The organism is Clostridium intestinale DSM 6191 (assembly GCF_900130055.1).
Taxonomy (GTDB): Bacteria; Bacillota; Clostridia; order Clostridiales; family Clostridiaceae; genus Clostridium_T; species Clostridium_T intestinale.
Genome location: NZ_FQXU01000004.1, coordinates 504,766 through 530,520 on the forward strand (window position 1 = coordinate 504,766; position 25,755 = coordinate 530,520).

The 25,755-nt window shown below is 30.0% G+C and carries 29 protein-coding genes; 4 read left to right on the forward strand and 25 right to left on the reverse strand.

Annotated features, from left to right (window positions below):
* Positions 1–24: 24 nt before the first annotated feature.
* Both BUA92_RS06310 and BUA92_RS06315 read right to left on the reverse strand, forming a co-directional pair.
* Complete coding sequence (locus tag BUA92_RS06310) at positions 25–1,221, reverse strand: TcaA 3rd/4th domain-containing protein (protein WP_073017844.1); 1,197 nt, start codon at positions 1,219–1,221, stop codon at positions 25–27.
* Between the two features lie 19 nt (positions 1,222–1,240).
* Complete coding sequence (locus BUA92_RS06315) at positions 1,241–1,564, reverse strand: hypothetical protein (protein WP_073017847.1); 324 nt, start codon at positions 1,562–1,564, stop codon at positions 1,241–1,243.
* Between the two features lie 302 nt (positions 1,565–1,866).
* On the opposite strand from BUA92_RS06315, the gene BUA92_RS06320 reads away from it, so the two are divergent.
* Positions 1,867–2,631: a histidinol-phosphatase HisJ family protein gene (locus BUA92_RS06320; protein WP_073017849.1), complete on the forward strand. Its 765-nt coding sequence runs from the start codon at positions 1,867–1,869 to the stop codon at positions 2,629–2,631.
* Positions 2,632–2,652: 21 nt separating this feature from the next.
* Here BUA92_RS06320 and BUA92_RS06325 read toward each other — a convergent pair whose 3' ends face one another.
* Complete coding sequence (locus BUA92_RS06325) at positions 2,653–5,241, reverse strand: 3'-5' exonuclease (RefSeq protein WP_073017851.1); 2,589 nt, start codon at positions 5,239–5,241, stop codon at positions 2,653–2,655.
* A gap of 182 nt (positions 5,242–5,423) precedes the next feature.
* Here BUA92_RS06325 and BUA92_RS06330 point away from each other — a divergent pair, with 182 nt between their 5' ends.
* Positions 5,424–5,744 carry a rhodanese-like domain-containing protein gene (locus BUA92_RS06330; RefSeq protein WP_073017853.1) on the forward strand — a complete coding sequence of 107 codons (321 nt, stop codon included), beginning with the start codon at positions 5,424–5,426 and terminating at the stop codon, positions 5,742–5,744.
* Between the two features lie 22 nt (positions 5,745–5,766).
* A complete protein-coding gene (locus BUA92_RS06335) occupies positions 5,767–6,219 on the forward strand; it encodes a GtrA family protein (RefSeq protein ID WP_073017855.1) in 453 nt (150 codons plus the stop codon).
* Positions 6,220–6,261: 42 nt separating this feature from the next.
* Here BUA92_RS06335 and hisE read toward each other — a convergent pair whose 3' ends face one another.
* The 19 genes from hisE to BUA92_RS06425 form a co-directional block, all read right to left on the reverse strand.
* Positions 6,262–6,588 (reverse strand): phosphoribosyl-ATP diphosphatase, encoded by a 327-nt coding sequence (gene hisE / locus BUA92_RS06340; protein WP_021802893.1) that lies wholly within the window; start codon positions 6,586–6,588, stop codon positions 6,262–6,264.
* A 6-nt stretch (positions 6,589–6,594) separates the two neighbouring features.
* On the reverse strand, positions 6,595–6,921 hold the full coding sequence (gene hisI, locus BUA92_RS06345; RefSeq protein WP_073017857.1) for a phosphoribosyl-AMP cyclohydrolase: 327 nt from the start codon (positions 6,919–6,921) through the stop codon (positions 6,595–6,597).
* 11 nt (positions 6,922–6,932) lie between these two features.
* Complete coding sequence (gene hisF / locus BUA92_RS06350; RefSeq protein WP_073017859.1) at positions 6,933–7,694, reverse strand: imidazole glycerol phosphate synthase subunit HisF; 762 nt, start codon at positions 7,692–7,694, stop codon at positions 6,933–6,935.
* Complete coding sequence (hisA, locus tag BUA92_RS06355; RefSeq protein WP_073017862.1) at positions 7,684–8,409, reverse strand: 1-(5-phosphoribosyl)-5-[(5-phosphoribosylamino)methylideneamino]imidazole-4-carboxamide isomerase; 726 nt, start codon at positions 8,407–8,409, stop codon at positions 7,684–7,686. The genes hisF and hisA overlap by 11 nt, the downstream gene beginning before the upstream one ends.
* A complete protein-coding gene (gene hisH, locus BUA92_RS06360) occupies positions 8,406–9,014 on the reverse strand; it encodes an imidazole glycerol phosphate synthase subunit HisH (protein ID WP_073017864.1) in 609 nt (202 codons plus the stop codon). The genes hisA and hisH overlap by 4 nt, the downstream gene beginning before the upstream one ends.
* Before the next feature lie 11 nt (positions 9,015–9,025).
* On the reverse strand, positions 9,026–9,619 hold the full coding sequence (hisB, locus tag BUA92_RS06365; protein ID WP_034856208.1) for an imidazoleglycerol-phosphate dehydratase HisB: 594 nt from the start codon (positions 9,617–9,619) through the stop codon (positions 9,026–9,028).
* Positions 9,600–10,673, reverse strand: coding sequence for a histidinol-phosphate transaminase (hisC, locus tag BUA92_RS06370; RefSeq protein ID WP_073017867.1), 1,074 nt, complete (start codon positions 10,671–10,673; stop codon positions 9,600–9,602). The genes hisB and hisC overlap by 20 nt, the downstream gene beginning before the upstream one ends.
* 1 nt (position 10,674) lies before the next feature.
* A complete protein-coding gene (gene hisD / locus BUA92_RS06375) occupies positions 10,675–11,961 on the reverse strand; it encodes a histidinol dehydrogenase (RefSeq protein ID WP_073017869.1) in 1,287 nt (428 codons plus the stop codon).
* An 18-nt stretch (positions 11,962–11,979) separates the two neighbouring features.
* On the reverse strand, positions 11,980–12,603 hold the full coding sequence (gene hisG / locus BUA92_RS06380; protein ID WP_021802899.1) for an ATP phosphoribosyltransferase: 624 nt from the start codon (positions 12,601–12,603) through the stop codon (positions 11,980–11,982).
* Between the two features lie 14 nt (positions 12,604–12,617).
* Positions 12,618–13,748: an ATP phosphoribosyltransferase regulatory subunit gene (gene hisZ / locus BUA92_RS06385; RefSeq protein WP_073017872.1), complete on the reverse strand. Its 1,131-nt coding sequence runs from the start codon at positions 13,746–13,748 to the stop codon at positions 12,618–12,620.
* 405 nt (positions 13,749–14,153) lie between these two features.
* Complete coding sequence (locus BUA92_RS06390) at positions 14,154–15,020, reverse strand: RpnC/YadD family protein (protein WP_083553428.1); 867 nt, start codon at positions 15,018–15,020, stop codon at positions 14,154–14,156.
* A 248-nt stretch (positions 15,021–15,268) separates the two neighbouring features.
* Entirely contained in the window at positions 15,269–16,063 is a 795-nt protein-coding gene (locus BUA92_RS06395; protein WP_073017875.1) for a pseudouridine synthase, read from the reverse strand.
* 200 nt (positions 16,064–16,263) lie between these two features.
* On the reverse strand, positions 16,264–16,557 hold the full coding sequence (locus BUA92_RS06400; RefSeq protein ID WP_083553429.1) for a hypothetical protein: 294 nt from the start codon (positions 16,555–16,557) through the stop codon (positions 16,264–16,266).
* Positions 16,554–17,453, reverse strand: coding sequence for an NUDIX hydrolase (locus tag BUA92_RS23220; RefSeq protein ID WP_175550866.1), 900 nt, complete (start codon positions 17,451–17,453; stop codon positions 16,554–16,556). The genes BUA92_RS06400 and BUA92_RS23220 overlap by 4 nt, the downstream gene beginning before the upstream one ends.
* A 9-nt stretch (positions 17,454–17,462) precedes the next feature.
* Positions 17,463–18,197, reverse strand: a complete 735-nt coding sequence (nadE, locus tag BUA92_RS23225; protein WP_175550867.1) for an NAD(+) synthase — start codon at positions 18,195–18,197, stop codon at positions 17,463–17,465.
* Positions 18,198–18,215: 18 nt separating this feature from the next.
* The gene (locus tag BUA92_RS06410; RefSeq protein ID WP_073017877.1) at positions 18,216–19,685 is read right to left on the reverse strand and encodes a nicotinate phosphoribosyltransferase; all 1,470 of its coding nucleotides are present in this window, start codon (positions 19,683–19,685) and stop codon (positions 18,216–18,218) included.
* A gap of 2 nt (positions 19,686–19,687) precedes the next feature.
* Positions 19,688–20,236 (reverse strand): cysteine hydrolase family protein, encoded by a 549-nt coding sequence (locus tag BUA92_RS06415; RefSeq protein ID WP_073017880.1) that lies wholly within the window; start codon positions 20,234–20,236, stop codon positions 19,688–19,690.
* A 19-nt stretch (positions 20,237–20,255) separates the two neighbouring features.
* On the reverse strand, positions 20,256–21,044 hold the full coding sequence (locus tag BUA92_RS06420; protein ID WP_073017882.1) for a ribose-phosphate pyrophosphokinase: 789 nt from the start codon (positions 21,042–21,044) through the stop codon (positions 20,256–20,258).
* A gap of 177 nt (positions 21,045–21,221) precedes the next feature.
* Complete coding sequence (locus tag BUA92_RS06425; protein ID WP_073017884.1) at positions 21,222–21,782, reverse strand: TetR/AcrR family transcriptional regulator; 561 nt, start codon at positions 21,780–21,782, stop codon at positions 21,222–21,224.
* 119 nt (positions 21,783–21,901) lie between these two features.
* On the opposite strand from BUA92_RS06425, the gene BUA92_RS06430 reads away from it, so the two are divergent.
* The gene (locus BUA92_RS06430) at positions 21,902–22,645 is read left to right on the forward strand and encodes an EFR1 family ferrodoxin (RefSeq protein ID WP_073017886.1); all 744 of its coding nucleotides are present in this window, start codon (positions 21,902–21,904) and stop codon (positions 22,643–22,645) included.
* A gap of 62 nt (positions 22,646–22,707) precedes the next feature.
* On the opposite strand, the gene BUA92_RS06435 is transcribed toward BUA92_RS06430, so the two are convergent.
* The 3 genes from BUA92_RS06435 to BUA92_RS06445 form a co-directional block, all read right to left on the reverse strand.
* Positions 22,708–23,196: a hypothetical protein gene (locus BUA92_RS06435; RefSeq protein WP_073017888.1), complete on the reverse strand. Its 489-nt coding sequence runs from the start codon at positions 23,194–23,196 to the stop codon at positions 22,708–22,710.
* Between the two features lie 121 nt (positions 23,197–23,317).
* Positions 23,318–24,472 carry a tRNA uracil 4-sulfurtransferase ThiI gene (thiI, locus tag BUA92_RS06440; RefSeq protein WP_073017890.1) on the reverse strand — a complete coding sequence of 385 codons (1,155 nt, stop codon included), beginning with the start codon at positions 24,470–24,472 and terminating at the stop codon, positions 23,318–23,320.
* The gene (locus BUA92_RS06445) at positions 24,469–25,608 is read right to left on the reverse strand and encodes a cysteine desulfurase family protein (RefSeq protein WP_073017892.1); all 1,140 of its coding nucleotides are present in this window, start codon (positions 25,606–25,608) and stop codon (positions 24,469–24,471) included. The genes thiI and BUA92_RS06445 overlap by 4 nt, the downstream gene beginning before the upstream one ends.
* Positions 25,609–25,755 lie beyond the last annotated feature (147 nt).

Here is a 25,755-nt window from a genome sequence, read left to right on the forward strand (position 1 = left end):
ATAATGTTTTATTTTTTATATTAATTAATTTTTGTTTAATGAAACAATCTTCCATTTTCCATCAATATACTCACAGAAGGTTATAAAAGACTTCTCTTCTTTATTTTCTCCAAAAACTAAACCTGCAATATTTTTTGAAGTTGAATAACTTAATTTAACTAAGGCTTTACCTGTATATTTATTTCCTTCAACGTTTTTAAAAGAATCTTCTTCCATATTTATTTCTAGGTCTTTTAATGTGTAGGTATTTTTAAGAAGAAAATACTTTTTAGTTAAATCAGAGTAAATTGAAAATCTTAAATCCTCTGGTACTTCTTTAATAAGGTTCATATCTTCCTTATTTAGAGAGGCTAATACGCTATCATAAAAACTTTTTATAGTGCTGTTTATATCTTCTTTAAGTTTATCATTTACTATATTAATTTTAGGAGCTACCTCTGGATACTTACCTATAGAAACTTCTTCACTTTTTATAGTTCCCCATGGAAAATCGTAATCAAAAGATACCTTGTTTTTTTCATCGGAAGAAAAAAAGCTGAAATCTTTAATATCACTTACCTTTTTATCTATATCTTCACCATTTATATAAACTTTTCCATTAGAATAAGGAGAATTTATAGTTAAGGAGTTACCTTTAAGTTCTAAGGATACCTCTATATCTTTAAAAATTGAAACTTCCTTATCTGCCTTAACTTCACCATATTCATTTACAGCTTTTCCTTCTATTTTATATAAACCTGGAATAGCTTTAGTTATACTAAGCTTGTTATTTGCATCGACTTTACCAGACTCTAAATCGTTTATGTAAATTTCCGATGGATAATTAACCCCAATATGTATTTCTACTGGCTTTACTTCTAATTTATATTTATTAAATAAAAGTCCCTTGTCTTGAATTAAAGTAAAGTTATTATATTTTTCATTGTTTTTAATAGATTGTAGAAAACTATTTTTATTATTATCAATTCTTAAATATTCAACTAACGGTATAAGATCGTTTTTATCTCCTTTATAAGAGATAAGTTTAGATAATCTTTTTGTGTCCTCTTTGTTTACTGCCTTTGTCAGGTTATTAAAAAAATACCTTTTTGTACTTCTTACATACCCTATTCCATAACCTACAGCTAAGGAAATGATTAAAATAATAGGTATTATAATCTTAATATTTCTTTTACAGTATACTACTAGTTTTTCTAAAAGTTTTAAAAATTTATCCTTCACTAACATCCCCCCATTTAAATTACTCCAAGATGTCAATCATCCATTTATTACAGCTCATACATTTATATATTCTTATAACAAATAAGTCTAAATGCTCTTTTCCTTCTTCAACTTCATCTATAAGTAAAAATTCATCTTCTTCATTAATAAATCCTTGTATCTGAGCAAAATAATTCTCTTTTGTTTGCTCACAACAGTCGTTTAAATCTGCACAAGTTATTTTTTCTATGTTTAATGCATCTTGAAACTCCTCTATTATAGGAATAATATCTTGATATTCATGAAAATCATCTTGAAAATCCTCTTTATAAAAACTAACTCCATCAATTTTAAATAATAACATATTCTTTAGCAACCTTTCTTACTGATAATTTCTTTCTTGAAACTAATAATACCACAAATCCTTACGAACTTAATATATTCTTAAGTATTTTTTAATAACTTTTAAGCTATTTGTAATTTTTTAATAAGGTAATTTATGTATAATGAAGTAGAAGATTTATTCTTCCCTATTATAATAAGAGTTTTGAGTCCCCTCTCAAGGCTCTTATGCTCTTTTTAAGGGGATTTTCCTCATATAATCTCATTGAGTTTTATGATATAATCTAGGTATAACTTATATCTTTAAAATTTAGGAGGATAAAGATGATTTTTGATAATCATATGCATACTATTTTTTCTAGTGATTCTACTATGAAAATCGAAGAAGTTCTTGAGGAAAGTAAAAAACAAAATCTTGGTATCGTACTTACAGAACACCTTGATTTAGATTTTCCTGATCCAGATATGTTTAGATTAGATGTTCAAAATTATTTTAAAACCTATGAATCTTATCGCTCTGCAACTTTAGGTCTTGGTATAGAGATAGGTATGAATTCAGACTTTTTACAAGAATATACTAGAGTTGTAAATTCTAATAACTTTGACTTTGTTATAGGGTCAGTTCACAGCATTGATGGACACGATATGTCTTTGGACTTTTTTAAAGTTGGTTCAGATAAACACGCTTTATATCTAAAATACTTCGAGACAATGGAAAAGGATGTTAAAGACTTTGATTGTTTTGATGCATTAGGACATATAGATTATCCTTGCAGATATGCACCTTATGAAGATAAAGAAATCCATTTAGAAGTCTATAAAGAGTATATAGATAGAATATTTATTGAACTTCTTAATAAAGGTAAGATATTAGAACTTAATACTAGAACTATTGCTGATAAAAAAAGATATGCTTCCCTTCACAAAATATACACTAGGTATAAAGAATTAGGCGGAAAGTATGTTACCCTAGGCTCTGATGCCCACGGGAAAACTGCAATAGGCATTAACTTTAAAATAGCACATGAATTTGTAGATTCAATAGGTCTTAAAGAAGTACATTTTGAAAATAGAATAATGAAGATATAAAAGGCACTCTTTGAGTGCCTTTTAATTTATCTGTTCTATAAAGTTTGAATCTATATTATCTATAAACTGACTTCTATTTCTTATTTTACTTCCATTTAACTTGTGATAACTAAGGAAAAGTTCTTTTTTAGCACGAGTTAATCCTACATAAAAGACACTTTTTTCTTCAAGTAATTTATCTTCTTTAATAGCTCTAAAGGATGGGAAACTTCCTTCTGTTAAATACGGCATAAAAACATAATCAAACTCAAGCCCTTTAGCTCCATGAATTGTTAGTATAGGTATCTTTGGAAACTTTTCTATAAGTGTATCCAGTTCTGAATTAGATAGGGCTGTTATCTTCAATATCTCAGTTAGTTTATCATTAATATTACCTTTTAAATCACTTGAAAAATTCTTAACTATTTCATATAGCTCTTTTATATTTTCAATCTTTACCTTGTCATACAGTTCATATACGTTAAACATATTAATAACTTCTTCTAAAATATCTTCTGGAGAAAGCTTTTCTGATAGTTTCTTCAAAGTATTTATATTATCTTTAATACCCTTAAACTTATTAAGATAAGGTGAGTAGAAATTGGCTCTATCATAAGAAGTAGGGATTATCTTTTGTCTAACCATCTCCATTAATATATCTTTTGTTGCCAAAATATCATCCATAGCATTATGAGTAGATGGATTTTCAACCCTAAACTTTTTACTTAAAGTCTCTAATTTATGATTTTCAAATTCTGGATAAAATCTTCTAGCTATATCAAGAGTATCGAAAACTCCATTAATATCTAGTTTCCTTGCACGCTCTCTAGCTATCTGTGATTTCATTATTGTAAGATCATAGTTAATATTATGACCAACTATTACACATCCTTTTGAAAAATCAACAAATTCCTCTAAGCCCCTAATACTTTCTACTCCATTTTCTAATAAAAACTCTTTAGAAAAACCATGAACCTTTTCTGAAGAGCCAAGTTCCTTTTTAGGTATTAAAAACCTCTCAAAACTTTCAGCAACTGCACCCAAAAGATTGATTTTAATAGCTGCTATTTGAATAATTTCATCATTTGAGGTATCTATTCCAGTGCTTTCAACATCCATGACTACTACATTTCCGCTGTTAATACTATCATTTAGCAGTCTAAAAGGTTCCCCATAATTAAAGGTTTCCTCTTGAACTAAGTCCATAAATCTTATTCCTATATTTAATTCTTCACCTTTCTCAAGACTTTCTATGGTTATATTTCCTATACCTTTCCCAAACTTCTTTACAATTCTTTTTAAAGAACTGTTATCATAGCTATTAACTAAAAACTTAAAAACAGCTAATAAATCTTTTATCTCACTTCTTTTAAAGAATTTAAATTCATCTACAAGCATAAACTCTAACTGTTTTTCCTTTGGCATATTCTCTTTTATCTTTCTAAAGATATTTGATAACTCTTGGTTTTGATAATTATTTCTTGTGAGTATGGCTACTTTAGAGCAATTAATATTGCCTAATGAAAGTATCTTTTCATAAATCCCTAAAGCTTCTTTTTGAAGTGTTTCATAGGAAGTTATCTTTATATTTTCTCCTTTATTCTCGCTGTTAGCGATTAAATCATATCCATATCCTTGAGGATTTGGAAGTACGTTTTTAACAAAAGAGGCTGCCCCTAAAAGCAAGTTTTCAGTGCTTCTATAATTAGTCCTAAGCTTTATAAGTACAGCTTTTTCTTCTTTCATAAACTTTCTAAATATAGCTCCTCCAGTGGCTCCTCTCCATCTGTATATTGTTTGAAGAGTATCTCCACAAAGCATTATCTTATTACTTTTAAAAAGTTTTTGTAGTACCCCATATTCTCTTAAATTAGTGTCTTGTACCTCATCTATATGAATGTATTTATAGCTTAAATTTAAAGTTTCATAGAAGTCTTCCTCTTGAAATAAATTTATTGTATTTATTATTAAATCATTAAAGTCCATTCCATGGTATTCTAATAACTTTTTATCATATTTTCTTAATAGCTTTATTGCATGTTCCTTGTAGAAGTTAAAAAGCTCATAATCAAAATATCTTCCTGATGATGCTATCTTATGAAGTTCTGTTATGCCATCCTTCTCTGAGGTATTAATTACTCTGTTTAGAGTATCTTCATAACTTTCATTAAAATCCTTCAATCCTTTGATAAGATTTATGAAAGCATATATTTCTTTTTCTCCATATTTAAATTCTTTAGGAAGAATTTCTTTTATTATATCCTTACAATCCTCTTCATCATAAACTATAAAATCCAAGGAAATTTCCTGTAGATTCCTTCCTCTACTTTTTAATAAATTGAAACAAAAGGAATGAAAGGTAAATACCTCTATCCTATCCCCTAAGTCATTATCTATAAGCTTGCTTATTCTATCCTTCATCTCTTTAGCTGCTTTATTAGTGAAGGTTAGACATAAAATCTCCTCTGGTTTACATTTATTATTATGAATTATATTTGCTACCCTTAAAGCTAAGGTATTTGTTTTCCCTGTACCTGCTGGAGCAAGAAGGGCTATATTATCTTCTAGATTCTCTACAACTTGCTTTTGCTCACTATTTAAAAGCTTAAATTCTTTAATATTTTCAGACAATTATAAATCCCTCCAACATTTCTGTATATTTCTAATTATACCACTCATAAACATTAAATAAACTTGCTGAGCCCCCTTTGGAATCTTCTACAGAATAATTCTTAAATTTATAATAATTTCAGTACAAACTTAATTTATTATGATAGAATATCTTTGTGTTTGTATAAAGAAGGAGAATTATAATGGAAAGCAAGATAACTAACTTAACATATACCCAAACAAAAAAACTTATAGAATCAAATCCTAATCTTAAAATTTTGGATGTTAGAAGCTATTCAGAATTTAAAGAGGGACATGTATCTGGTGCTGTAAACATAGCTTATGAGGAACTAGAATATGACTTAGAAGATTTCTCTCCAAATAGAAAAGATCCAGTTTTAGTTTATTGTAGAACAGGTAGAAGAAGTCATTTAGCTATAGACACTATGAAAGAATTTGAATATGAAAACATATATCATTTATATGAAGGTATTAGTGAATGGCCTTATGAATTAATAAAATAGAAAAATTGTGGAGGTACACATTTTGCTTAAAAGTTTATCTAAAATAAAAACGTTTCTTCAATTAGCGTGTTACGCTTTAATAGGTACATCTAATATCATTATAGATGTTATAGTATTAAACATCTTATGGCATTTAACTGGTTTATATTCAGGGAACATAAATTATTTCTTTAAATTTATATCTATACTTGTTTATTCAACCTCTGGTTACTTTTTAAATAGAAAGTTCACTTTTAAAGCAGAAGCTTCCAACAAATCATATTTTAGGTATGTTTCTTTGCTATTTGTTCTTGGAATATTCGATGCAAAGTTATTAGTATTAATAAATGATATGAACCCACTTAAACTGCAACTTAATTTATGTGCAAATTTTGCAGCCGTACTTTCTTCAATCATAACGGGTTCTTTAGGTTTTGTTATAAATAAAATGATAATATTCAAAAAACAACATCTACCTCAAGTTCATAAAGCTTAAAGGCTAAAGTAGAACAGATTCATTATCAGTTCTACTTTAGCCTTATAATTTTTCTATCTCTTTTCTCTCTTCTTTTAAATTTCCTATCTTTTTAGCTCTTTTGTTAAGTTCCTCGCTAACCTCTTCTATAGGTATATTAAGCTCCGCCATTAAAACTAAAAGATGATAAGTTAAATCACATATTTCAGCTACCTGTTCTTCTTTATTATCTCCCTTAGCTGCTATAATAACTTCTGTAGCTTCTTCCCCTACCTTTTTTAATATTTTATCTAGTCCTTTATCAAAAAGATATTTGGTATAAGACCCTTCTTCTCCCTCTTCTTTTCTACTTAAAATTATTTTATATAAATTCTCTATTACATTCTCCATAATTAATTACCTCTCAATTTTATTGAAAAAGCAGCTTACCTTACCTGTGTGACAAGCTGGCCCCTTTGGTTCTACTAAAATAAGTATTGTATCGCCATCACAATCATAATACATTTCTTTAACGTATTGCATGTTACCAGAGGTTGCCCCTTTATTCCAATATTCATTTCTGCTTCTAGAGTAAAACCATGTAGTACCTTCTTCTATAGTTCTTTTTAAACTTTCTTTGTTCATATAAGCAAGCATTAAAACTTCTTTTGTGTTAAAGTCCTGAACTATAGCTGGTATTAAAGAATTTCCTTTATTAAAATCTAAATTTTCAATATCAAACATATCTCTAACCTCTATTTCCTTATTGGTATATCTCTTCCTCTTAAATAATCCTTAACTTCATTTATCGTAAGTTCACCATAGTGAAATAAAGAAGCTGCTAAGGCCGCATCAGCCTTTCCTTCATTAAAGGTATCATAGAAGTGTTCTAGGCTCCCACAGCCTCCAGACGCTATTACTGGGACATTAACTATATCATTAACCCTGGATAAAAGCTCATTGTCAAATCCTTCTTTAGTCCCGTCTCTATCCATAGAAGTTAAGAGAATTTCACCTGCTCCAAGTTTAACACCTTCTTCTATCCATTTAAGAACATCAATACCTGTATCTATTCTGCCTCCATGAACATAAACGTTCCAACCATCTTTAGTTTCTCTTCTTTTTGCATCTACAGCTAAAACTATACATTGAGAACCAAAGTAATAGGCTCCTTCTTTTATAAGTTCCTTATTCTTTACTGCTGCTGAGTTAAGAGATACCTTATCTGCTCCAGCTCTTAATATTCTCTTTATATCCTCTAAAGAACCGAGTCCCCCACCTACAGTAAAAGGAATAAATACTTTTTCAGCAGTTCTTCTTACCATGTCTTCCATGATTCCTCTACCTTCATGGGTAGCTTTAATATCTAGGAAAACTAATTCATCTGCCCCTTCCTTGCTATAATAATCTGCAAGCTCTACAGGATCTCCTACATTTACTAAACTTTTAAAGTTTATACCTTTAACAACCTTACCTTCAGCTACATCTAAACAAGGTATTATTCTTTTAGTATGCATATTCTCCACCTACCTCTAAAGCTTCCTTTAATGAAAGTTCTCCTGAATAAATGGCTTTGCCTGTTATTGCTGCATATATTCCTGATTCTTTAAGTTTCTTAATATCCTCAATATCTTTTACCCCGCCAGAAGCAGTTATTTTTATATCAACCTTTTCGCTAAGAGTTTTTAACATCTCAATATTAGCCCCTTGAAGGGTTCCATCTCTACTTATATCAGTAACTATTACATTGTCTACTCCAAGGTCAGCCATTTTCTTAGTGAAATCAATATAATCTAAATCACTTTCGCTAAGCCATCCATTTCCACACACCTTACCATTTCTAGCGTCTACACCTACAATAATACGCTCTGCATATTTAGCTAATGCAGCTTTCACTAAATCCTCTTGCTCCATAGCAGCTGTACCCAATATAACCTTATCTATTCCATTTCCTAATAGCTTGTCAATTCTATCTAGAGTTCTTATTCCTCCACCAACTTCAATGGACATATCAACAGTTTTTGCAAGCTTTAATATTATTTCTTCATTAATTCCTGCTCCTTGTTTAGCACCATCTAAATCCACTAAATGAAGGTGAGTAGCCCCAAGTTTCTGAAACTCTTTTGCTTGCTCGTATATATCCTTAGCTACCACTTCTTCCTTTGTGTAGTCTCCTTGATATAATCTAACAGCTTTGCCCCCTCTTATATCTATTGCAGGTAATATTATCATTTAATCATCCCCCAAAAATTTTCTAGAATCTTAAGCCCCACATCTCCACTTTTTTCTGGGTGAAATTGTGCTCCATATACATTGCCTCTATTAACTAAGGCAGGTATTTTATTATCTCCATAAATACTATAGGCAAGTAAATCTTCTTCCTTCATATCTGTAGCAAAAAAGGAGTGAACAAAATACACATAGCTCTCCTCTTTTAATTCATCTATAAGTTTATCTTCCCTATTAAACTCTAAAGAATTCCATCCTATATGAGGTATTTTTATATCTCCTTGAAGCTTTTTAACACTTCCTGTAATTAGGTCTAACCCCTCACACTCTTCACCTTCATAACTTTTAGAAAAAAGAAGCTGCATACCAAGACATACCCCTAGCAGCGGTTTTCCATTCTTTACTTCCTCTTTAATTATGCTATCAAGATTATATTCTTTTAAATTCTTCATAGCATCTGGAAATGCCCCTACTCCAGGAAGAAGTATTCCTTTAGAATTTTTTATTTCTTTTTCATCTCTTGTAATAACTGCCTCTATTCCTAAAAACTTAAAAGCATTTTCTACACTTTTAAGATTACCCATGCCATAATCTATAATACTTATCATACAACTTCCTCCTAGAGAGTCCCCTTTGATGATGGAATCTTATCTTTGTTATCTTCATCAATAGTTACTGCTTCTTTTAGTGCTCTTCCTAAGGCTTTAAATAAACCTTCAATCTTGTGATGGTCATTCTCCCCATAAAGAATTCTTCCATGTAAGGTTATTTCCCCATTCATAGCTAAAGCCCTAAAAAACTCCTTAACCATTTCAGTTGAGAAATTCCCTATACTTTCTCTATTAAACTCACCTTCAAAATGTAGAAATCCTCTTCCTGATATATCTAAAGACACCATAGCTAAAGCTTCATCCATAGGTAGAAAAAAGGTTCCATATCTTTTTATCCCCTTTTTATCTCCTAAAGCTTCCTTTATTGCCTGCCCAAGTAAGATTCCTGTATCCTCAACTAAATGGTGATCATCTACATATAAATCCCCTTTAGCTTCAACTTTTAAATCAAAAGAGCTATGAAAAGCAAGTAGAGTTAACATATGATCAAAAAAACCTACTCCAGTATTAATTTCTGCATTTCCTTTTCCATCTAAATTTAGTTCAATTTTAATTTCCGTTTCCTTGGTTTTTCTTTCTTTATTAGATGCTCTCAACTTCATATCCGTAATCTCCTTGATAAATTAATATGCTTTCCAAGGCTTCCACTAGCTTTTTGTTTTCTTGATAAGTTCCAATAGTAATTCTAAAGCTATCATCATCTTCAAAATCTCTTATTAATATGTTCTTATTTTTAAGTCCATTTATAAGAGCTTCCTTATAAGAAGTTCTTCCAAAGATAAAGTTTGCCTTAGAAGGATAAAAAACTATATCCATACAACTTTCTTTTTCTATTCTCTTTAGCTCTTCTATAAGATTTTCTCTTTCTTCGATAACTGTTGCAGTATTTTGCCTAACTAGCTCAACGTAACCTAAAGCTATTACAGCTAAAGCCTGAGAAATACTATTAACATTGTATGGAGCCTTATATTTTATAAGTTCATTTACTTTTTCTTCGCAGGCTATTAAAAATCCAACTCTTAAAGAAGATAACCCCCATGCTTTAGATAAGGTTCTAGTAATAATCAAATTCTTATATTTATTTATATAACCAATCATAGTCTCTCCATAAAACTCATAATAAGCTTCATCAATTACTATAGGGATATCATCAAAAGCCTCACACACTCTAATTATGTCTTCATTAGATAAAACTATTCCAGAAGGATTATTAGGATTAGATACTATAATCAAACTTACTTCTTCAGCTTTACCTTTTCTAATAAGCTTGCCTATATCTACTTTCCCATTTTTATTAATGTCTACTTTTATAAGCTTTCCGTCTTGTAGGGAAGTGTAAAACTCAAACATAGAAAAATCCGGATCTAAGGTTAGTAGTTTTTTCCCCTTTGATATAGCTGAAGTAATCATAAGATTAATCATCTCGTCAGAACCATTACCAACTATTATGTTCTTTTCACTTACCCCTGCATACTTCCCATAAGCTTTCTTTAAAGCTAAAGGATTATCCTCTGGGTATCTGTTGAACTGAATAGTTGATAATATTGAAGTCATTGAGAATATGGAATCCCTATACATATTAGTAGATATTTCATTAGAATTAAGCCTTATTGGTTTTGATCTATCCATTGATTTATAAGAATTTATCTTTTTCATATTACTTCAACCTCACTTTTATAGAATTTGCATGGGCTGTTAACCCCTCCTTACTAGCTAGATTAATTATGTCTTTAGATGCCTCATAAAAGGCTTCCTTTGAATAATATATATATGAAGATTTTTTGATAAAGCTATCTGTTGATAAAGCTGAGAAAAATCTTGCTGTTCCTGAGGTTGGTAATACATGATTAGGTCCTCCAAAATAATCCCCAACTGGTTCTGGAGTATATTGCCCTAAGAATACACTTCCTGCATTTTTAACTTTTCCAAGTAGCTCCATAGGATTAGCTACCATAAGTTCTAAATGCTCTGGTGATATTATATTTGAAAGTTCTATACACTGCTCTATACTTTCACAAAGTATTCCTATACCATATTTACTCATGGATTTTGTTATAATCTCTTTTCTACTAAGCTCCCTAGTTTGCTTCTCCATCTCTTCACAAACACCATTTAATAGTTCTTCCGATGTTGTTAAAAATATTGAAGAGGCTAAAACATCATGTTCAGCTTGAGACAATAAGTCTGCTGCTATATATTCCTTTTTACTAGTTTCATCACTTATAACTAAGATTTCAGAAGGCCCTGCTATCATATCTATATCAACACTACCAAAAACAAGTTTTTTAGCAGTAGCTACATAAATATTTCCTGGTCCTACTATCTTATCCACCTTTTCTATACTTTCAGTACCATAAGCTAAGGCAGCTATAGCTTGAGCTCCCCCAACTTTATAAACTTCATCTACCTCTGCAATTTTAGCAGCAACTAAAATATATGGATTTACCTTTCCATTTTTAGAAGGTGGTGTTGTCATAACAATTTTATTTACTCCTGCAACTTTCGCAGGAATTGTATTCATAAGTACAGAGGATGGATAAGCTGCCGTTCCTCCTGGAACATAAACTCCCACCTTATCTAATGGAATAATTCTTTGCCCCATATATACTCCATTAGCTTCAGTATTTATCCATGAATTCCCCTTTTGCATCTCATGAAATTTATAGATGTTTTTTTTAGCTTTTTGAAGAGATTCTATAAAATCATCTTCAACTAAACTAAAAGCTTCTTCTATTTCTTCATCGGATACCCTTAAATCCTCTAGCTCTACCCCATCAAAGCTTTTAGTTAACTCTTTAAGTGCCTTATCCTTTTCATCCCTTACCTTACTTATTATTTCTTCAACAGAATTAAGAATTTTTTTGTCTTCTTTTCCTTCTCTATCCTTTAGCTCTTTTATTACCAAATCTCTGCTTTCTTCGTTGAATTTAAAAATTCTTAACATATATAGCCCCCTCTTTTTTTATATTACCTCGCTAACCTTAAATAAAAATTCTTTTATTTCTTTTTCTTTTAGCTTAAATGCGGTGTTATTAACTATAACCCTTGCACTAATGTCACATATTTCATCTTTCACTATAAGTCCATTTTCCTTTAAAGTTATTCCAGTCTCCATAATATCTACGATTCCATCACATAACCCAAGTATAGGCGCCAGCTCCACAGAACCTTCAATTTTTATTATTTCAACATCCATTCCCTTTTCATAAAAATACTTTTTAGCCACATTTGGATACTTTGTCCCTATTTTTATATTACTGTAGGATTTAAATAACTTTGAATCTGGAAGCGATGCTACTATAAACTTACATTCCCCTATTTTTAAATCCAGCATTTCGTAATAATTAGAATTACTTTCTATTAAGGTGTCTTTCCCAACTATTCCGATATCAGCTACACCATGCTCAACATAGGTTATAGCATCTGCACTTTTAACTAAAAAATAGTTATAATCCATTTTGTTGTCCTTAAATATAAGTTTTCTCCCTTTATCCTTTAAAGCTGATACATCAAACCCTGCCTTATCAAATATTTTGATACTTTCTTTCTCTAATCTCCCCTTAGTTAAAGCTATATTTATTGCCACGATACCCCTCCATACTAAAGCACTATTTCATTTTCACCTATTTCTATATCTCCATTTATAGGAATCAATTCCACCTTATATCCACTAATGGTTAATTCCTCTGCTTTTTCTAATGCTTTTAGAAATTTTTCACTTGAAAAATAAAGTTTTTTCTCTACAAGTTTTTCTTTAATTTCATAAACATCCCCTAAGGAATCAATGTCTATTGCAAACCCTATTGCCCCATTATCAACCCCAAAGGATTTGATTAAGTTATCATATCGTCCGCCTTGGAGCACGTACTTTCCAACTCCTTGTACATATCCTCTCATTATTACGCCCGTATAATAATTGATTTTAGGAATCATACCCATGTCTAAAGATACATATTCTTTTAGGTTTAATTTTTTAATTCCCTCTAAAAGATTTTCTAAATATTCTATAGAATCTTTTACCTGTGAATATATCTCTAACTCTTTAACTGATTTTAGTATCTCTTCACTTCCAAATAGCCATGGAAGCTTTTTAAGAAACTCTTTTTTAGATTCCTCTAAGCTTATTTCTTCTAATATATTTTCAAGCTCCCCAAGCCTCTTTTTCTCTATTAAAACTGCTATTTTCTCTTTTAACTCTTCAGATATATCTATTTCATTAAATATAGAAGTTATTATTCCCATATGTCCAAGCTCTATTTTAAAGCCTTTAAGACCTAAAGCTTTTAGTGAGTTTATAGCAAGAAATATAACCTCTAAATCACCCTCTAGGGTTTCTTTTCCTATTAACTCAACCCCACAGTGAGTTATTTCATTTGCCTTTCCCCCAAAAGCTTCATTGACTCTATAAATATTTGAGGTATATCTTATTCTAATAGGCCTCTCATATTCTTTTAATTTTGTACTAACAACTCTTGCTATCGGAATAGTCATATCTGGTCTTAAGACAAGAATTTTTCCTTTATTATCAAAGAACTTATACATGTCTTCCTGTTTAAAACCTTCTGGATGAGAATTAAAGATATCATAATATTCTAAGGTAGGTGTTATTATCTGTTCATAGCCCCAAATCTCCATTTTCTTCTCAAGAATCCTCTTGATTTCCTCTTTCTTGTAACAGTCCTCTGAGATTAAATCTCTAGACCCCTCAGGTAAGAAATTTTTCACCGCCACAATTCTAGCCCCCAATCACTTCGCTTCATCGCTTTATTCTGATAAATTGATGAAGTATTTAGATTAAATTATACTAGATTATAGAAATTTGTCAACAAACAAAGCTATAATTTAAGAAATAATATTGTAAAAACCCTATTATCTTATTAATTAAATAACATTATTATTGTAAATAAGGAACTTTTGCATTAAAGTTCCTTGCCAGTAAAGTTCTTTATTTCTTAACTTCTAAGGTTCCTTTATTTTTTTCATCTAAAGTTCTTTAGTTCTTCGCTAAAAAAAGTGAGCTAGATAATTAATCTAACTCACATGGAATTCCCTAATAATTTTTTTAGTTCATCTTTTTCTAAACTTCTATATTTAACCACACAAAACTTTAATTATATTCCCATTCAGTTACATTCCTTACTTACTTTCTCTTAATTTTTCAACCTCTTCTATTGATAATCCTGTTTTCTTTGCTATCATTTCTACTGAAAGTACATCCATTAAATTTTTTGCTAATTCTAACTTTTCTTTTCTTCTAACTTCTTTTTTTGCCTCTTCTATAGCTTTTTCTTTTTCCTCTTGATAAATTTTATCTACCTTAGTCATAGTTAACCATTCCCTCACTTTCTTAGCATAATTTTTTTCGATAAACTTGTCAGTAGCAGTAAGTATTCCTGCTATTAATGCTAATTGTTCTTCTTCGCTATCTATAAATTTAACTAGCTCTATGCTTTCTTCTATTATATTCTGTTTATGCCTACTAGTGTTCATAAGAGGCAACAGTACAATCTTCATTTTATCTTCTGAAGTTAGCTTCTCTTTATTTTGTATCCTTTTCTTTACCTCTTCAAAAATACTATCTCCATCAAAGTTACTCATAAATACACTTTGTGAGTTTATTATGATATCTCCAAAAGTAACTGTTGATTTAGCTTCCTTTACTTCTGCAGTATAAACTACAGCTATATGAATTCGCGGAAAGTCTTTAGTTTCTTCAAAATACCTTCTTAAGATCCTTACAGTATAGTCTAGATACTTAAACATATTTTCTTCTACTCTCTTATTACTTTCATATTCTAGCAATAATATAGATCCATCTTCTAGTAAAAATATACTGTCAGCTCGCTTTTCATCCGCCTTAACCTCTGGTAAGTCTGATGGTATCATTTCAACTATCTTTGGATAATTTAATCCATATACGTTTAGTGCCTTGTCTTTATATATGGAACTCATTGATTTAAAAAGCACGTCCTTAGCTTGATATGTTATTCCCTTTGCTGCCAAAATACCCTCTCCTCATCCTCTTCAATATAGGCTTTATAAACTGAATAGGGTAAGTCTTTATTACTTCTTCCCATTTCATATAATCAATGCTCTTGTACATTTTATATTTATGATAATTTTAGCATAATAAAATATTTATATAAAGCCATATTCTCAAAGGTTATCCCTTATTTTCTTCCTCTAGCTTCTCTCGAAGCACCACTTTTTATTATAAGCAAAATGCTAAAAAAATGAGCTAGATAATTAATCTAACTCACACCGAATTTCCCTAATAATTTTTTTATCTCATCTTTTTCTAAACTTCTGTATTGCCCTTTTCCCAATGATTCATCAAGCACTAGCTCTCCGATTGAAATTCTTTTTAAATATATAACATGGCAACCTACTGCTTTAAGCATTCGTTTTACTTGATGCTTACGTCCTTCTGAAATTGTGAGATATCCTGATACTGCTGGATGTTTATAGTAATTTGATGAATCATTATAAACTTTTATAAGTTCACTTTCATTCTCAAAATCTTTATAAATACCATTAGTCACCTTTTCTAGCTTTGATGGTTTTGTTATCTCTTCATCAACTCCTATAGATACACCTTGCTCTAATCTATTAATACACTCTTCATCTAAAGATCCTAATGCTATAAAAAAATATTTTTTATCAACATGTTTTAGTGGGCTCATCAACTTATTATTAAGCTCACCGTCATTTGTAAGTAATAGTAACCCTTCTGTATCTTTATCTAATCTTCCAACATGAGATACACCATTCATATTCTCCTCTTTAAAGAAATCAAATACTGTTTTGCATTTATCATCTCTTCTTGCAGTAACGCACCCCGAAGGTTTATTAAACATATAATAGATTTTTCCCATATAAGAAATTTTTTCATCAAGGTATTCAACTAAGTCCTCATTTTCATTAATTGTTATTGCAGGCTTTATGACAACCTGTCCATTAACTTTTACTTTTCCATCTTGTATATATATTCTTACAGTTTTACTATTTCCAATACCTGATTGTGCTAAAAATTTATCTAATCTCATGCTTTATACCCCTTAATACTGTAGAGGCTTCTTTTAAAGTCTCATCAAATCATTCTAACTTAATACTGTCGCTCCTCCACCCATAAAATTATACTAGCATTACCAAGAATATATATTTTTTTCTATATATCTATATAGCTATATAACTATATATAGTGTTTATGCGGCTTCAGGGCATTTTTACCAATAAAACAATAGTCTTATTTTAATAGATACGATATAAATACTATTAAAAAACCAACAATCACTGCTAAATCATTAATTTTAGTTTTATCACCCTTATTTTTCTTAAAGAAAGTAATAAATTTCCCTGCTGATATCAATATAAAAGATATACTAATAAGCGCTTTAGTAAAAGTTTTACTTAAAGTTATATCTGAAACCATCACAATAGAGATAGGAAGAATAATTATAATTGCAGCTATTAGATACAATATTAAATTTAAATAACTTAGTTTTAGAAATAACATAAAATCCAATTTGTTTCTTTTCATATACTCTTTCCCCTTTTCCACCCTGAGTTATATCTAAAAAGTTTTGAAGGTCTATGTCCAGCATCTTTTGTGTATTCATTTGTTTCAACTACCATGTTTGCTATTTTTCTTCTAAAGGCAGCTGCTAAAAGTTCTTTTCCTTGAATTATTTCATAAACTCGTTGAAGTTCTGTTAATGTAAATAATTCTGGCATAAGATTAAAAGCTAGGCTGGTATATTCTATTTTATTTCTTAATCTCTCAACAGCATATTCTATAAACTTTCCATGATCAAAGGCTAATCCTTCATTTTCAATAAGTTCTCTTTTTATTTTTCCCTCTAGATTTTCTGTAGTTTTTATTTTAGCTGATAATGTCTCTACTTCATTCCAAAGTTTTATTTCTACTAATTGCTCGTATATATATCCATTTTCTACTGAAGTTTTCTTTTCTTCTAATATATCATAACTAACATTAAACCAACTGGCGTCTGTTTCATCTTCACCAGCTGTAATATTTAAAGATTTGCTATCAACTAGTGCCATATAAGAAGAACTTACCACTCTTGTTCTTGGATCTCTACTTACTTCTCCCCAAGTGTATAACTGTTCCATATAGATATCTTCTATTCCTGTTTCTGCTTCTAATACACGTAAAGCAGCTTCATCTAGACCTTCTTCAATTCCTACAAAACCTCCAGGAAGAGCCCATTTACCTATATAAGGATGATCTCCTCTTTTTACTAATAGAACTTTTAATGCTTTTTCAGGAAGCTTTCTATAATTTTCTTTTTCTTTATCCATTACAGTAAATATAAGCATATCCACTGTAAAAGATGGCTTCTTATATATATCATCATTATATTTTTTTAAAAACTCTTCTTCTGTTAATCCTTGCTTATTTTTAATCTCTTCCATAGTCTCTACCTATTGCAGCTCATATTTAGGCGGCAAAATCCCTTTGTGCTTATTATAATCATGTTTAGCTTTTATTTTATCATCTACTTCTTTATCTCCGCTAGTTCCTTTTTCCATATAATCATTAATTTGTTTGTAGGTAAAACCTAATTTCTCCTCATCAGATTCTCCTGTCAATCCATCACTTGGAGTTTTATGAACTAACTCATAAGGCAATCCTAAATAATCACCTATAGCTATTACCTCCTCTGTTGTTAAGTCGCCAATAGGATTAAAGTCATAGGCATTGTCTCCCCACTTTGTAGTATATCCCACAAAACCTTCTGACTTATTTCCTGTACCACATACTCTGTAGTGCATGGAGGAACCTATAGCATACAAAGTAGTCATTCTAAGTCTTGGTGGAATATTTATTTTTCCATCTTTTGATAAGCTCTCTTCATTGATTTCCTCTAATAATCCCTTATATGCCTTCTCTATATTTACTACCTTATAATTAATTCCTAACATCTCTACAATCTTCAAGCTATCTTCTATATCTTTTTGCTCCCCATTTGGCATTAAAACACCAAATACTCTTTCCTTTCCTAAAGCTTCAACTAAAAGTTTTGAGGTTATGGTGCTGTCTTTTCCTCCACTGATTCCAATAACTGCACCTTTAGCATTAGGTTGTTTTTCAAAATATTCTCTAATCCAATTTTTAATTTCTTCACATACCTTTTCCACCTTAAAAATTTCTCTCATACTTCTACCCCTCCTTATTTAAAAATTTCCATGTAGCCTATTTCTTATTTCCTCTAATGAATAATCTTTTATTAACTTTCCATCCTTAAATACAAGTTCTAATAAATTATCTTCATATGAGGCCTGCTCTTCTATAGTTAATTCATCTTTATATAAAATATCTTCCCCTTCTTTATAAACGTAACACATACCTTTTTGAGATTTTTTGAAGTCATCTTTATCAGTCTTAGGTGCTTTAAATATAAATTTTTCCTCATTATTTATTACTGCATGAGTTGCTTTTAATGCAAATCCAAAAGTATCTCTTGTATTGTACTGGTAGGTATAAGAACCTATTCCAAAGGTACAATTATTTACTGCAAAACCTTTTTCCTCTAAGCCTTTGCAAATATCTTCACATCTTTCTACCGTTATGCTGTCACCATATATTGTTCCTATTTTAGAGTTTAAAACCTTATATCCCTTTGAATTAACTTCTCCTCCAAATATATCCCATAGAAGTTCCACAGTTCCTTTATACTCATCACTGCCTTTTTCTGCATTTTTGTCTCCACAGATTATTTTCACTGGATCTCCGCTATCCCCTCTTATAATTACCTTTCCATCCCTATTTAAAATTTCTTCTTTAAGTCTTGGAAGTATTGAGGTTATAACATTCCAGTAGTCATAGGTATCAGATACTATGCTTAACGGTCCTTTTGGAAAAACTTCAGTTATTAATCTCTTATAAGCTGAGAACTCATCTTCTCCATAGCTGCACATTACGCTGTGCTCTGTAGATGGCGTTCCAACTCCTACTATCTCTTTATCTAAGTTAGCATTATAATACTCCTCTAAATAAGTTATAGCAGGTATTGTAGCCGTACCTACGAAAGATAAAAGATGGGCTGAGGCACTTATTTCTGCACTTTCTATTGAGCTGAAACCTCTCATACTAAAGTCTCCACAAGCTCTTTTAACATCTCCATTATCTACGGTTAATTCAAAATATTTCTCTACTATCTCTCTATATCTATAGGCAATGGTTGCACTAGTCATAGGCTGCCATATATTACAACTCATAAAAGTTTCTAGATAATTTACAAGCCAAGGAAAATCTTCATGAGTATTAGTTATCTCAATCATAGGAGTTTTGATATTTACCCTAAAGCCTTCTTCAACAGCTTTAATTTGTATAGGAAGATATCCTAAATCGTGAAGTGCTTCAATATGCTTTGTATCAGAAGCTATATCTCCCATGGTTTTGGATATTACTCTCTTATACTCTGATATAACTTCTTCTTTATCTCTTGAAAAGAAATTATCATTAAAATACTCAATTAAATACTTCTTTAAAAATGGTTGAAGGCCAAACATAACTACCTTGTGCATATCTTCTTTTCTAGACATTCTTGGTGTCCAGTAGCTTACTAGCTTTGTCATTCCTTCTGCATAACACATATGATGTATTGTTTTATAAAAATCTGTTAATAAAAATGGACTTATCATGCTTAATTCCCCCTATTTACTACTTTTACTTGTATTCCTTCTGCTACATCTAATGCTTTATCATGAAGTGAATCATCAAAACTTGCACAAAGACTTGCGTCTATTAGAATCTCTGCATTTCTATATTGTGATTGAAGCATTACCACATTACTTATTACACATATATTAGTAACAACACCTACAAGCTCTATCTCATTAATTTCCTCTCCTAATTCTTCTGAGAGTCTAATCACATCTTTTGGAGACAAACCAAAACCTTCTTTTTCATAATGTAGGGTATTTTCTTTCCCTAAAAATTCATTAAGTCTTCCATAAAGTTCATGCCCATTAGTTCCTTTAATACAGTGAACTACAGGTAAGTTTTTACCTTCTCTAGTTTCTAAATATTCCTCATAATGAGTGTCATAGGTAAATAAAACCCTATCTCCATTTTTCAAATACTTTTTAACCTTATCATATATTCCTTCTTCTAGAGTTTCAGCCTTTTTAAACCCTAAAGTTCCATCTACAAAATCCTTTTGATAATCAATAACTACTAATAACTTTTTCATCTTAATTTCCTCCCTTATTTTAAATCTCATATACCTTAATTTTTTTATGCTCTTTACTCAAAATACTATTTGTTGTATATATTCCTGTTATTAAATCGCTATCTAATAGCTTACCTTCAAATATTGTATCTTCACAATGGGTAACTACAAGATATATTTCTCCTGCTCCCATATCTTTAAGTTTAGAAGCGGTAAGTTCAAAGGTTCCTCCTTTTGAACATAAATCATCAACTATAATAGCCTTAAAGTTTTTACTTTTTACATCCCCATTGATTTCTAACTTGTTTATAAATCCTGTTTTAAAATCACGTTCCTTATTTGCAGTTAATATCTTTTCATAAGCTATCTGATGAGCATATCTCTTTGAGGCTCCAGCATCCGGATAAACTAAATATACATTTTCATCATTTAATTCTTCCATCAATTGCTCTGTAAGTTTCTTAGACATATTTACTACTTTAACTCTATCTATTAGAGCAACAGATACTTCAGAATGTGGTTCATAAATTGTTACATTTTCAAAATCTAAACTATTAATTAACTTACACAAATACTTTAAAGTAAATACTGTCAAACCTTCAGTTCTATCCATTCTGCTGTAAGGCATGTATGGAAGTACTAAACTACACTTCACTCTTAACTCATCTAAATGTCCCTTTAAAAATATTAAATTAGTTATATCTTCATTATTTTCAAACTTAACCTTAATCTCATTATTATCTTTTATATTTAAATCACCACTATGAATAAGTGCCTCACCATTAGGAAACTTTTTTATATCTATTTTTTCATTATTAAAATAAATCATTTTGCATACCTCCTAAATCTTAATACTTATTTTCTTTTTGATATTATCAACTTGTTAATATGTATTTATAGTACATCTTATTCAATCTTCTGTCAATATGTTCTTGAGATTTTTTGTAAAATAAAAAGAAGTTCTTAAAATTAAGATACTTCTTGTTTTAAATAATCTGGTATTTACTTAATATGATATTATGGTCTTTACCGAAGCTCCAATCATTAATGAATGTATAATTCCTCCCATTTTTTCATCACTTTCTTTCATTCCACTTTTAGCCCATTCTATTAAAATTTTGTATAGTCCTCCTGAAACAAATTCAATTATAAATCTTTGAACTTCTTCTGGATGAGGATTAGAACATACTACTTCTTTGGATAAGGAATAGAATATGTTAGTACATCTTTCTAGTATTAAGTTAGCTAGATTAGCTTTAATTAAGTTGTCGATTAATTTTTTATGTTCTCTAAAATATGAAAAAAATCTTATTAGAATTTCATTATTATCATTTTTTTCGCATATAACTAACTCTTTATATGACTCCTCAAAAAATTCATCTAAATAGTCAGTTATAATATCTTCTAAATTATTATAATTTCTATAAAAAGCCATTCGTGATACCCCAGCTTTTTTAGTTAATTCCGTTATTGATATTTCCTTAAAATTCTTTTTCTCCATTAAAATCATTAAAGCTGTGAAAATACTCTCTTTTGTAATTAGATTTTGTGAATTATTATTTCCCATAAACAAATCCCTCTCTTTTGTAACACTTCCATCTTAAGATATTGATTTTCGCTATTTTCTTATATTATACTATATCCAACATAGCGTTACAATTGTAACACTACTAAGAGGAGGAACCTATGAAAATTTTTTATTTTACAGCAACAGGTAATAATTTATATGTAGCAAAAAGCTTTGAAGCTGAGTATTACTCTATCCCAAAACTATTAAAAGAAAATAACCTTAATTTTGAAGATGATAAAATAGGTATAGTTTTCCCAGTATATCATAGCGGCGTACCGAAGATAGTTGAAGAGTTTTTGGATAAAGCTAAACTTAAAAGTAATTATTTTTTTGGAATAGCTACTTACGGAATGTATGCAGGGGCATCTACAATACATCTATTAAAAATAGGTGAAAGAAACGGGATAAAATTTTCTTACGTAAATGAATTAATAATGGTAGATAACTATATTCCTGGATTTGACATGGACAAACAGATAAAAACTCAATCCAAAAAAAATATCGAAGGCAATCTTAATAAAATTATTGAAGATGTAGCTTCAAATAAAATTTACTTGAAAAAACACTCCAAGGTTTCTGAATTTTTAAGATCTCTTAATGAAAAATTATATGACCCGAATTTTGATAAAAAATTTATAGTTGATGACAGTTGTATAAGTTGCAAGATTTGTGAAAAAGTATGCCCAGTTAACAACATAACGGTTGCCACTAAACCTAAATTTAATGGTAACTGTCAACATTGTTTAGCTTGTATTCAAAACTGCCCTAAAAAAGCTATTAAACTAAAAAATCAAAAAAGTGATTCTAGATTTATAAATGAACATGTTACCTTGAAAGAGATAATAGATTCAAATAACTAATTATAAAAGGAAATAAGCACTTTATATGATACCTAGTACTTATTTCCTTACCTATTCTTATACTATTCTATTAATATCTTTAAGATATTTGAGGTGTTATGCTTATCATCCCAGTAAGCATTAATCTCAAAAATATATTCTCCTTCTTTTTCAGGAAGCAATATTGTTACTAAATTTGAGATATCACCTCTAATTTCTTGATACACCTCTCTATTATCCTTATCTTTCCATATTGAAACTATAAGTTTTTGAGGTGGACAATTTATAGGCTTAGTCTTAAAAGTTATATCCATATAACCACTTGCAGTACACTTTATAGCTTCTAACTTTTCACCAATCTCATATGAAGATCCTGCTAGATAACTATTTCCACCTTCTCCGTTTATCCAATTATGCTCACCTTGAGATGAGGTTATTTTTTTATTATTATATTTAAAATGAACTTTGGGTATTTCATAGGGTACATCAGATTTAGAATATAGTTTATATAAATTAAAACCTATAATAAAAATTAAACCTATTGTAAACATACAAGCTATAAATCTCTTCATAAGCATTCCACCAATCCCATTTACACTATTATATTAGTATTTCTACATGTAATTTTAATTTCCTTTAAAGTAAATAAAAATAGCCCTACAAAAGCAGGACTATTCACTATTATATTAAATTCTAGAATCTATACACTTCAACATTATCTACAGCTTCTTTAACTAAAGCTTCGATATCTAAAGCTTCTTCTGATTTTCTTATTGGCTCTACTTGTGGTTTTGTTTTAGGATGTTTAGGTACAAATATTGTACAGCAATCTTCATATGGTCTTATAGATATATCGTAAGTTCCTATTCTTCTTGATATATCCATTATGTCTTCTTTATCCATAGATATTAATGGTCTAAATACTGGTCTATCTGCTACATCTGTTGAAACTATTAAACCTTCCATAGTTTGAGATGCTACTTGACCTATACTTTCACCTGTAGATACTGATTGAATTCCTTTTTGTTCAGCCAATTCACAAGCTACTCTCATCATAAATCTTCTCATGATTATTGTAAGCTCATCTTCTCTACATTTCTCTATTATGCCCATTTGAATCTCTGTAAATGGAACTACATATAAATTAACTTTTTCTGTATAACTTGCCAATACTTTTGCTAAATCCTTAACCTTATCTTTAGCTCTTTCTGAAGTATATGGGTGAGAGTGATAATATACACAGTGAAGTTCTACCCCTCTTCTTGCCATCATATATCCAGCTACAGGTGAATCTATTCCACCAGATAACATAAGCATAGTGCTTCCATTAACTCCGTAAGGAAGACCACCTTCTCCTTTTACTATGTCTAACTTAGTATATAGATAAGCCTTATCTCTTATTTCAACCTTAACTAAACATTCAGGATTATTTATTTTAACTGAAAGCTCGCCTTCATAGTTAGTTAAAACATATCCTCCAACTTCTCTTGAAACTTCCATAGAGTTTTTAGGGAACTCCTTGTTTGCTCTATTAGTTTCTATTTTGAAGTTTGATGCTTTAGCTTCTATTACCTTACTTAAAGCAAGTTTTTTAATTTCTTCATAATCTCTTTCTATTTGAGTTACTATACAAACCTGAGTTACTCCAAATACTTTTCTAACTCTACTACAAGCTTCTTCTAAATCCTCTGAATATACGAACCATCTTCCCATATCTGTGATGAATTCATATTCTATTCCTTCAAGTTTTTTAGCTATATTCTTTTTTAATAGTCTCTCGAATTTATTTCTGTTTAGTCCCTTTAAGAATATCTCTGGGGCACTTTTTATAAGTAATAATTTTTTCATTTTCTAACTCTCCTTAAAAATAACAATGATTTCTTAAGTGCTTCGTTGGATAAATCCACTTCTTCTAATGTATTAAATCTTGAAAAAGAAAATCTTATAGCACCATCTATATCTTTATAGTCTAACCCTAAAGCTTTTAATACATGACTCTCTTTACCACCTCTTGACGAACAAGCAGAACCTGTGGATACAAATATACCATTTTCCTCAAGGGCATGTAAAAGAACCTCTCCTCTTATACCAGTAAAAGAAACATTTAATATGTATGGACTTATGTTTTCCTTTTGAGGAGAATTTATTTTTATATTTTCTATTCCTTTAAGTTTTTCTATAAAATGTTCTTTTATTTCCCAAACCTTTTTATAACTTTCTTTAATTGAGGCTTGTGCCATCTTTGCTGCTACAACCATTCCCATTACTCCAGGTAAGTTCTCTGTACCACTTCTAAAACCAGACTCTTGTCCACCACCTGAAATCAATGGTTTTAGTCTTAGACCTTTTCTTATATAACAAAAACCTACGCCCTTAGGTCCATGAAATTTATGAGAACTTACAGTTAAATAATCTATGTTAGCTTTTTTAACATCAATAGCTATTTTACCATAACTTTGAACTCCGTCTACATGAAATTTTGCTCTAGTAGAATTCTCTTTAATTATTTTGCCTATTTCTTCAATAGGCTGAATAGTTCCGATTTCATTATTAACATGCATTATGGATACTAATACAGTATTTTTATCTATAAAGCCTTTTAGTTCTCCTAAATCAACTTCACCATTTTCATTAAGAGATAATTCATGTACAGTTATTCCCTGCTCCCTTAACTCATTTAAAGCATTTAAAACTGAAGGATGTTCAAACTTAGTTGTAATAATATTGTTTCCTGACTTTCCGATTCCTTTTAGTATAAAATTATTTCCTTCACTTCCTCCTGAAGTAAAAAATATTTCATCTGAGGTTGCATTTATAGTTTTGGCTAATTCTTCTCTACTAGTTAATAGCATTCTTTCTGCATTTAACCCTAACTTATGAAGAGAAGATGGATTGCCATAATATTCTTTCATTCCTACTACTACTGATTCTATAACTTCTTCTGTAGGTGGAGTAGTTGCTGCGTTATCAAAATATATACTCACTCCTATCACCCTTTCTCTATATTACTCTCTTCCTTAAAAAGACTCTAATACAAGATTAATTAAAAACCTTCATTATGTCAAAGGTAAGTTTCATTTAAAATAGGTAAAATCCACTATGAATATATCATAATGGATTTTTAGTTAATC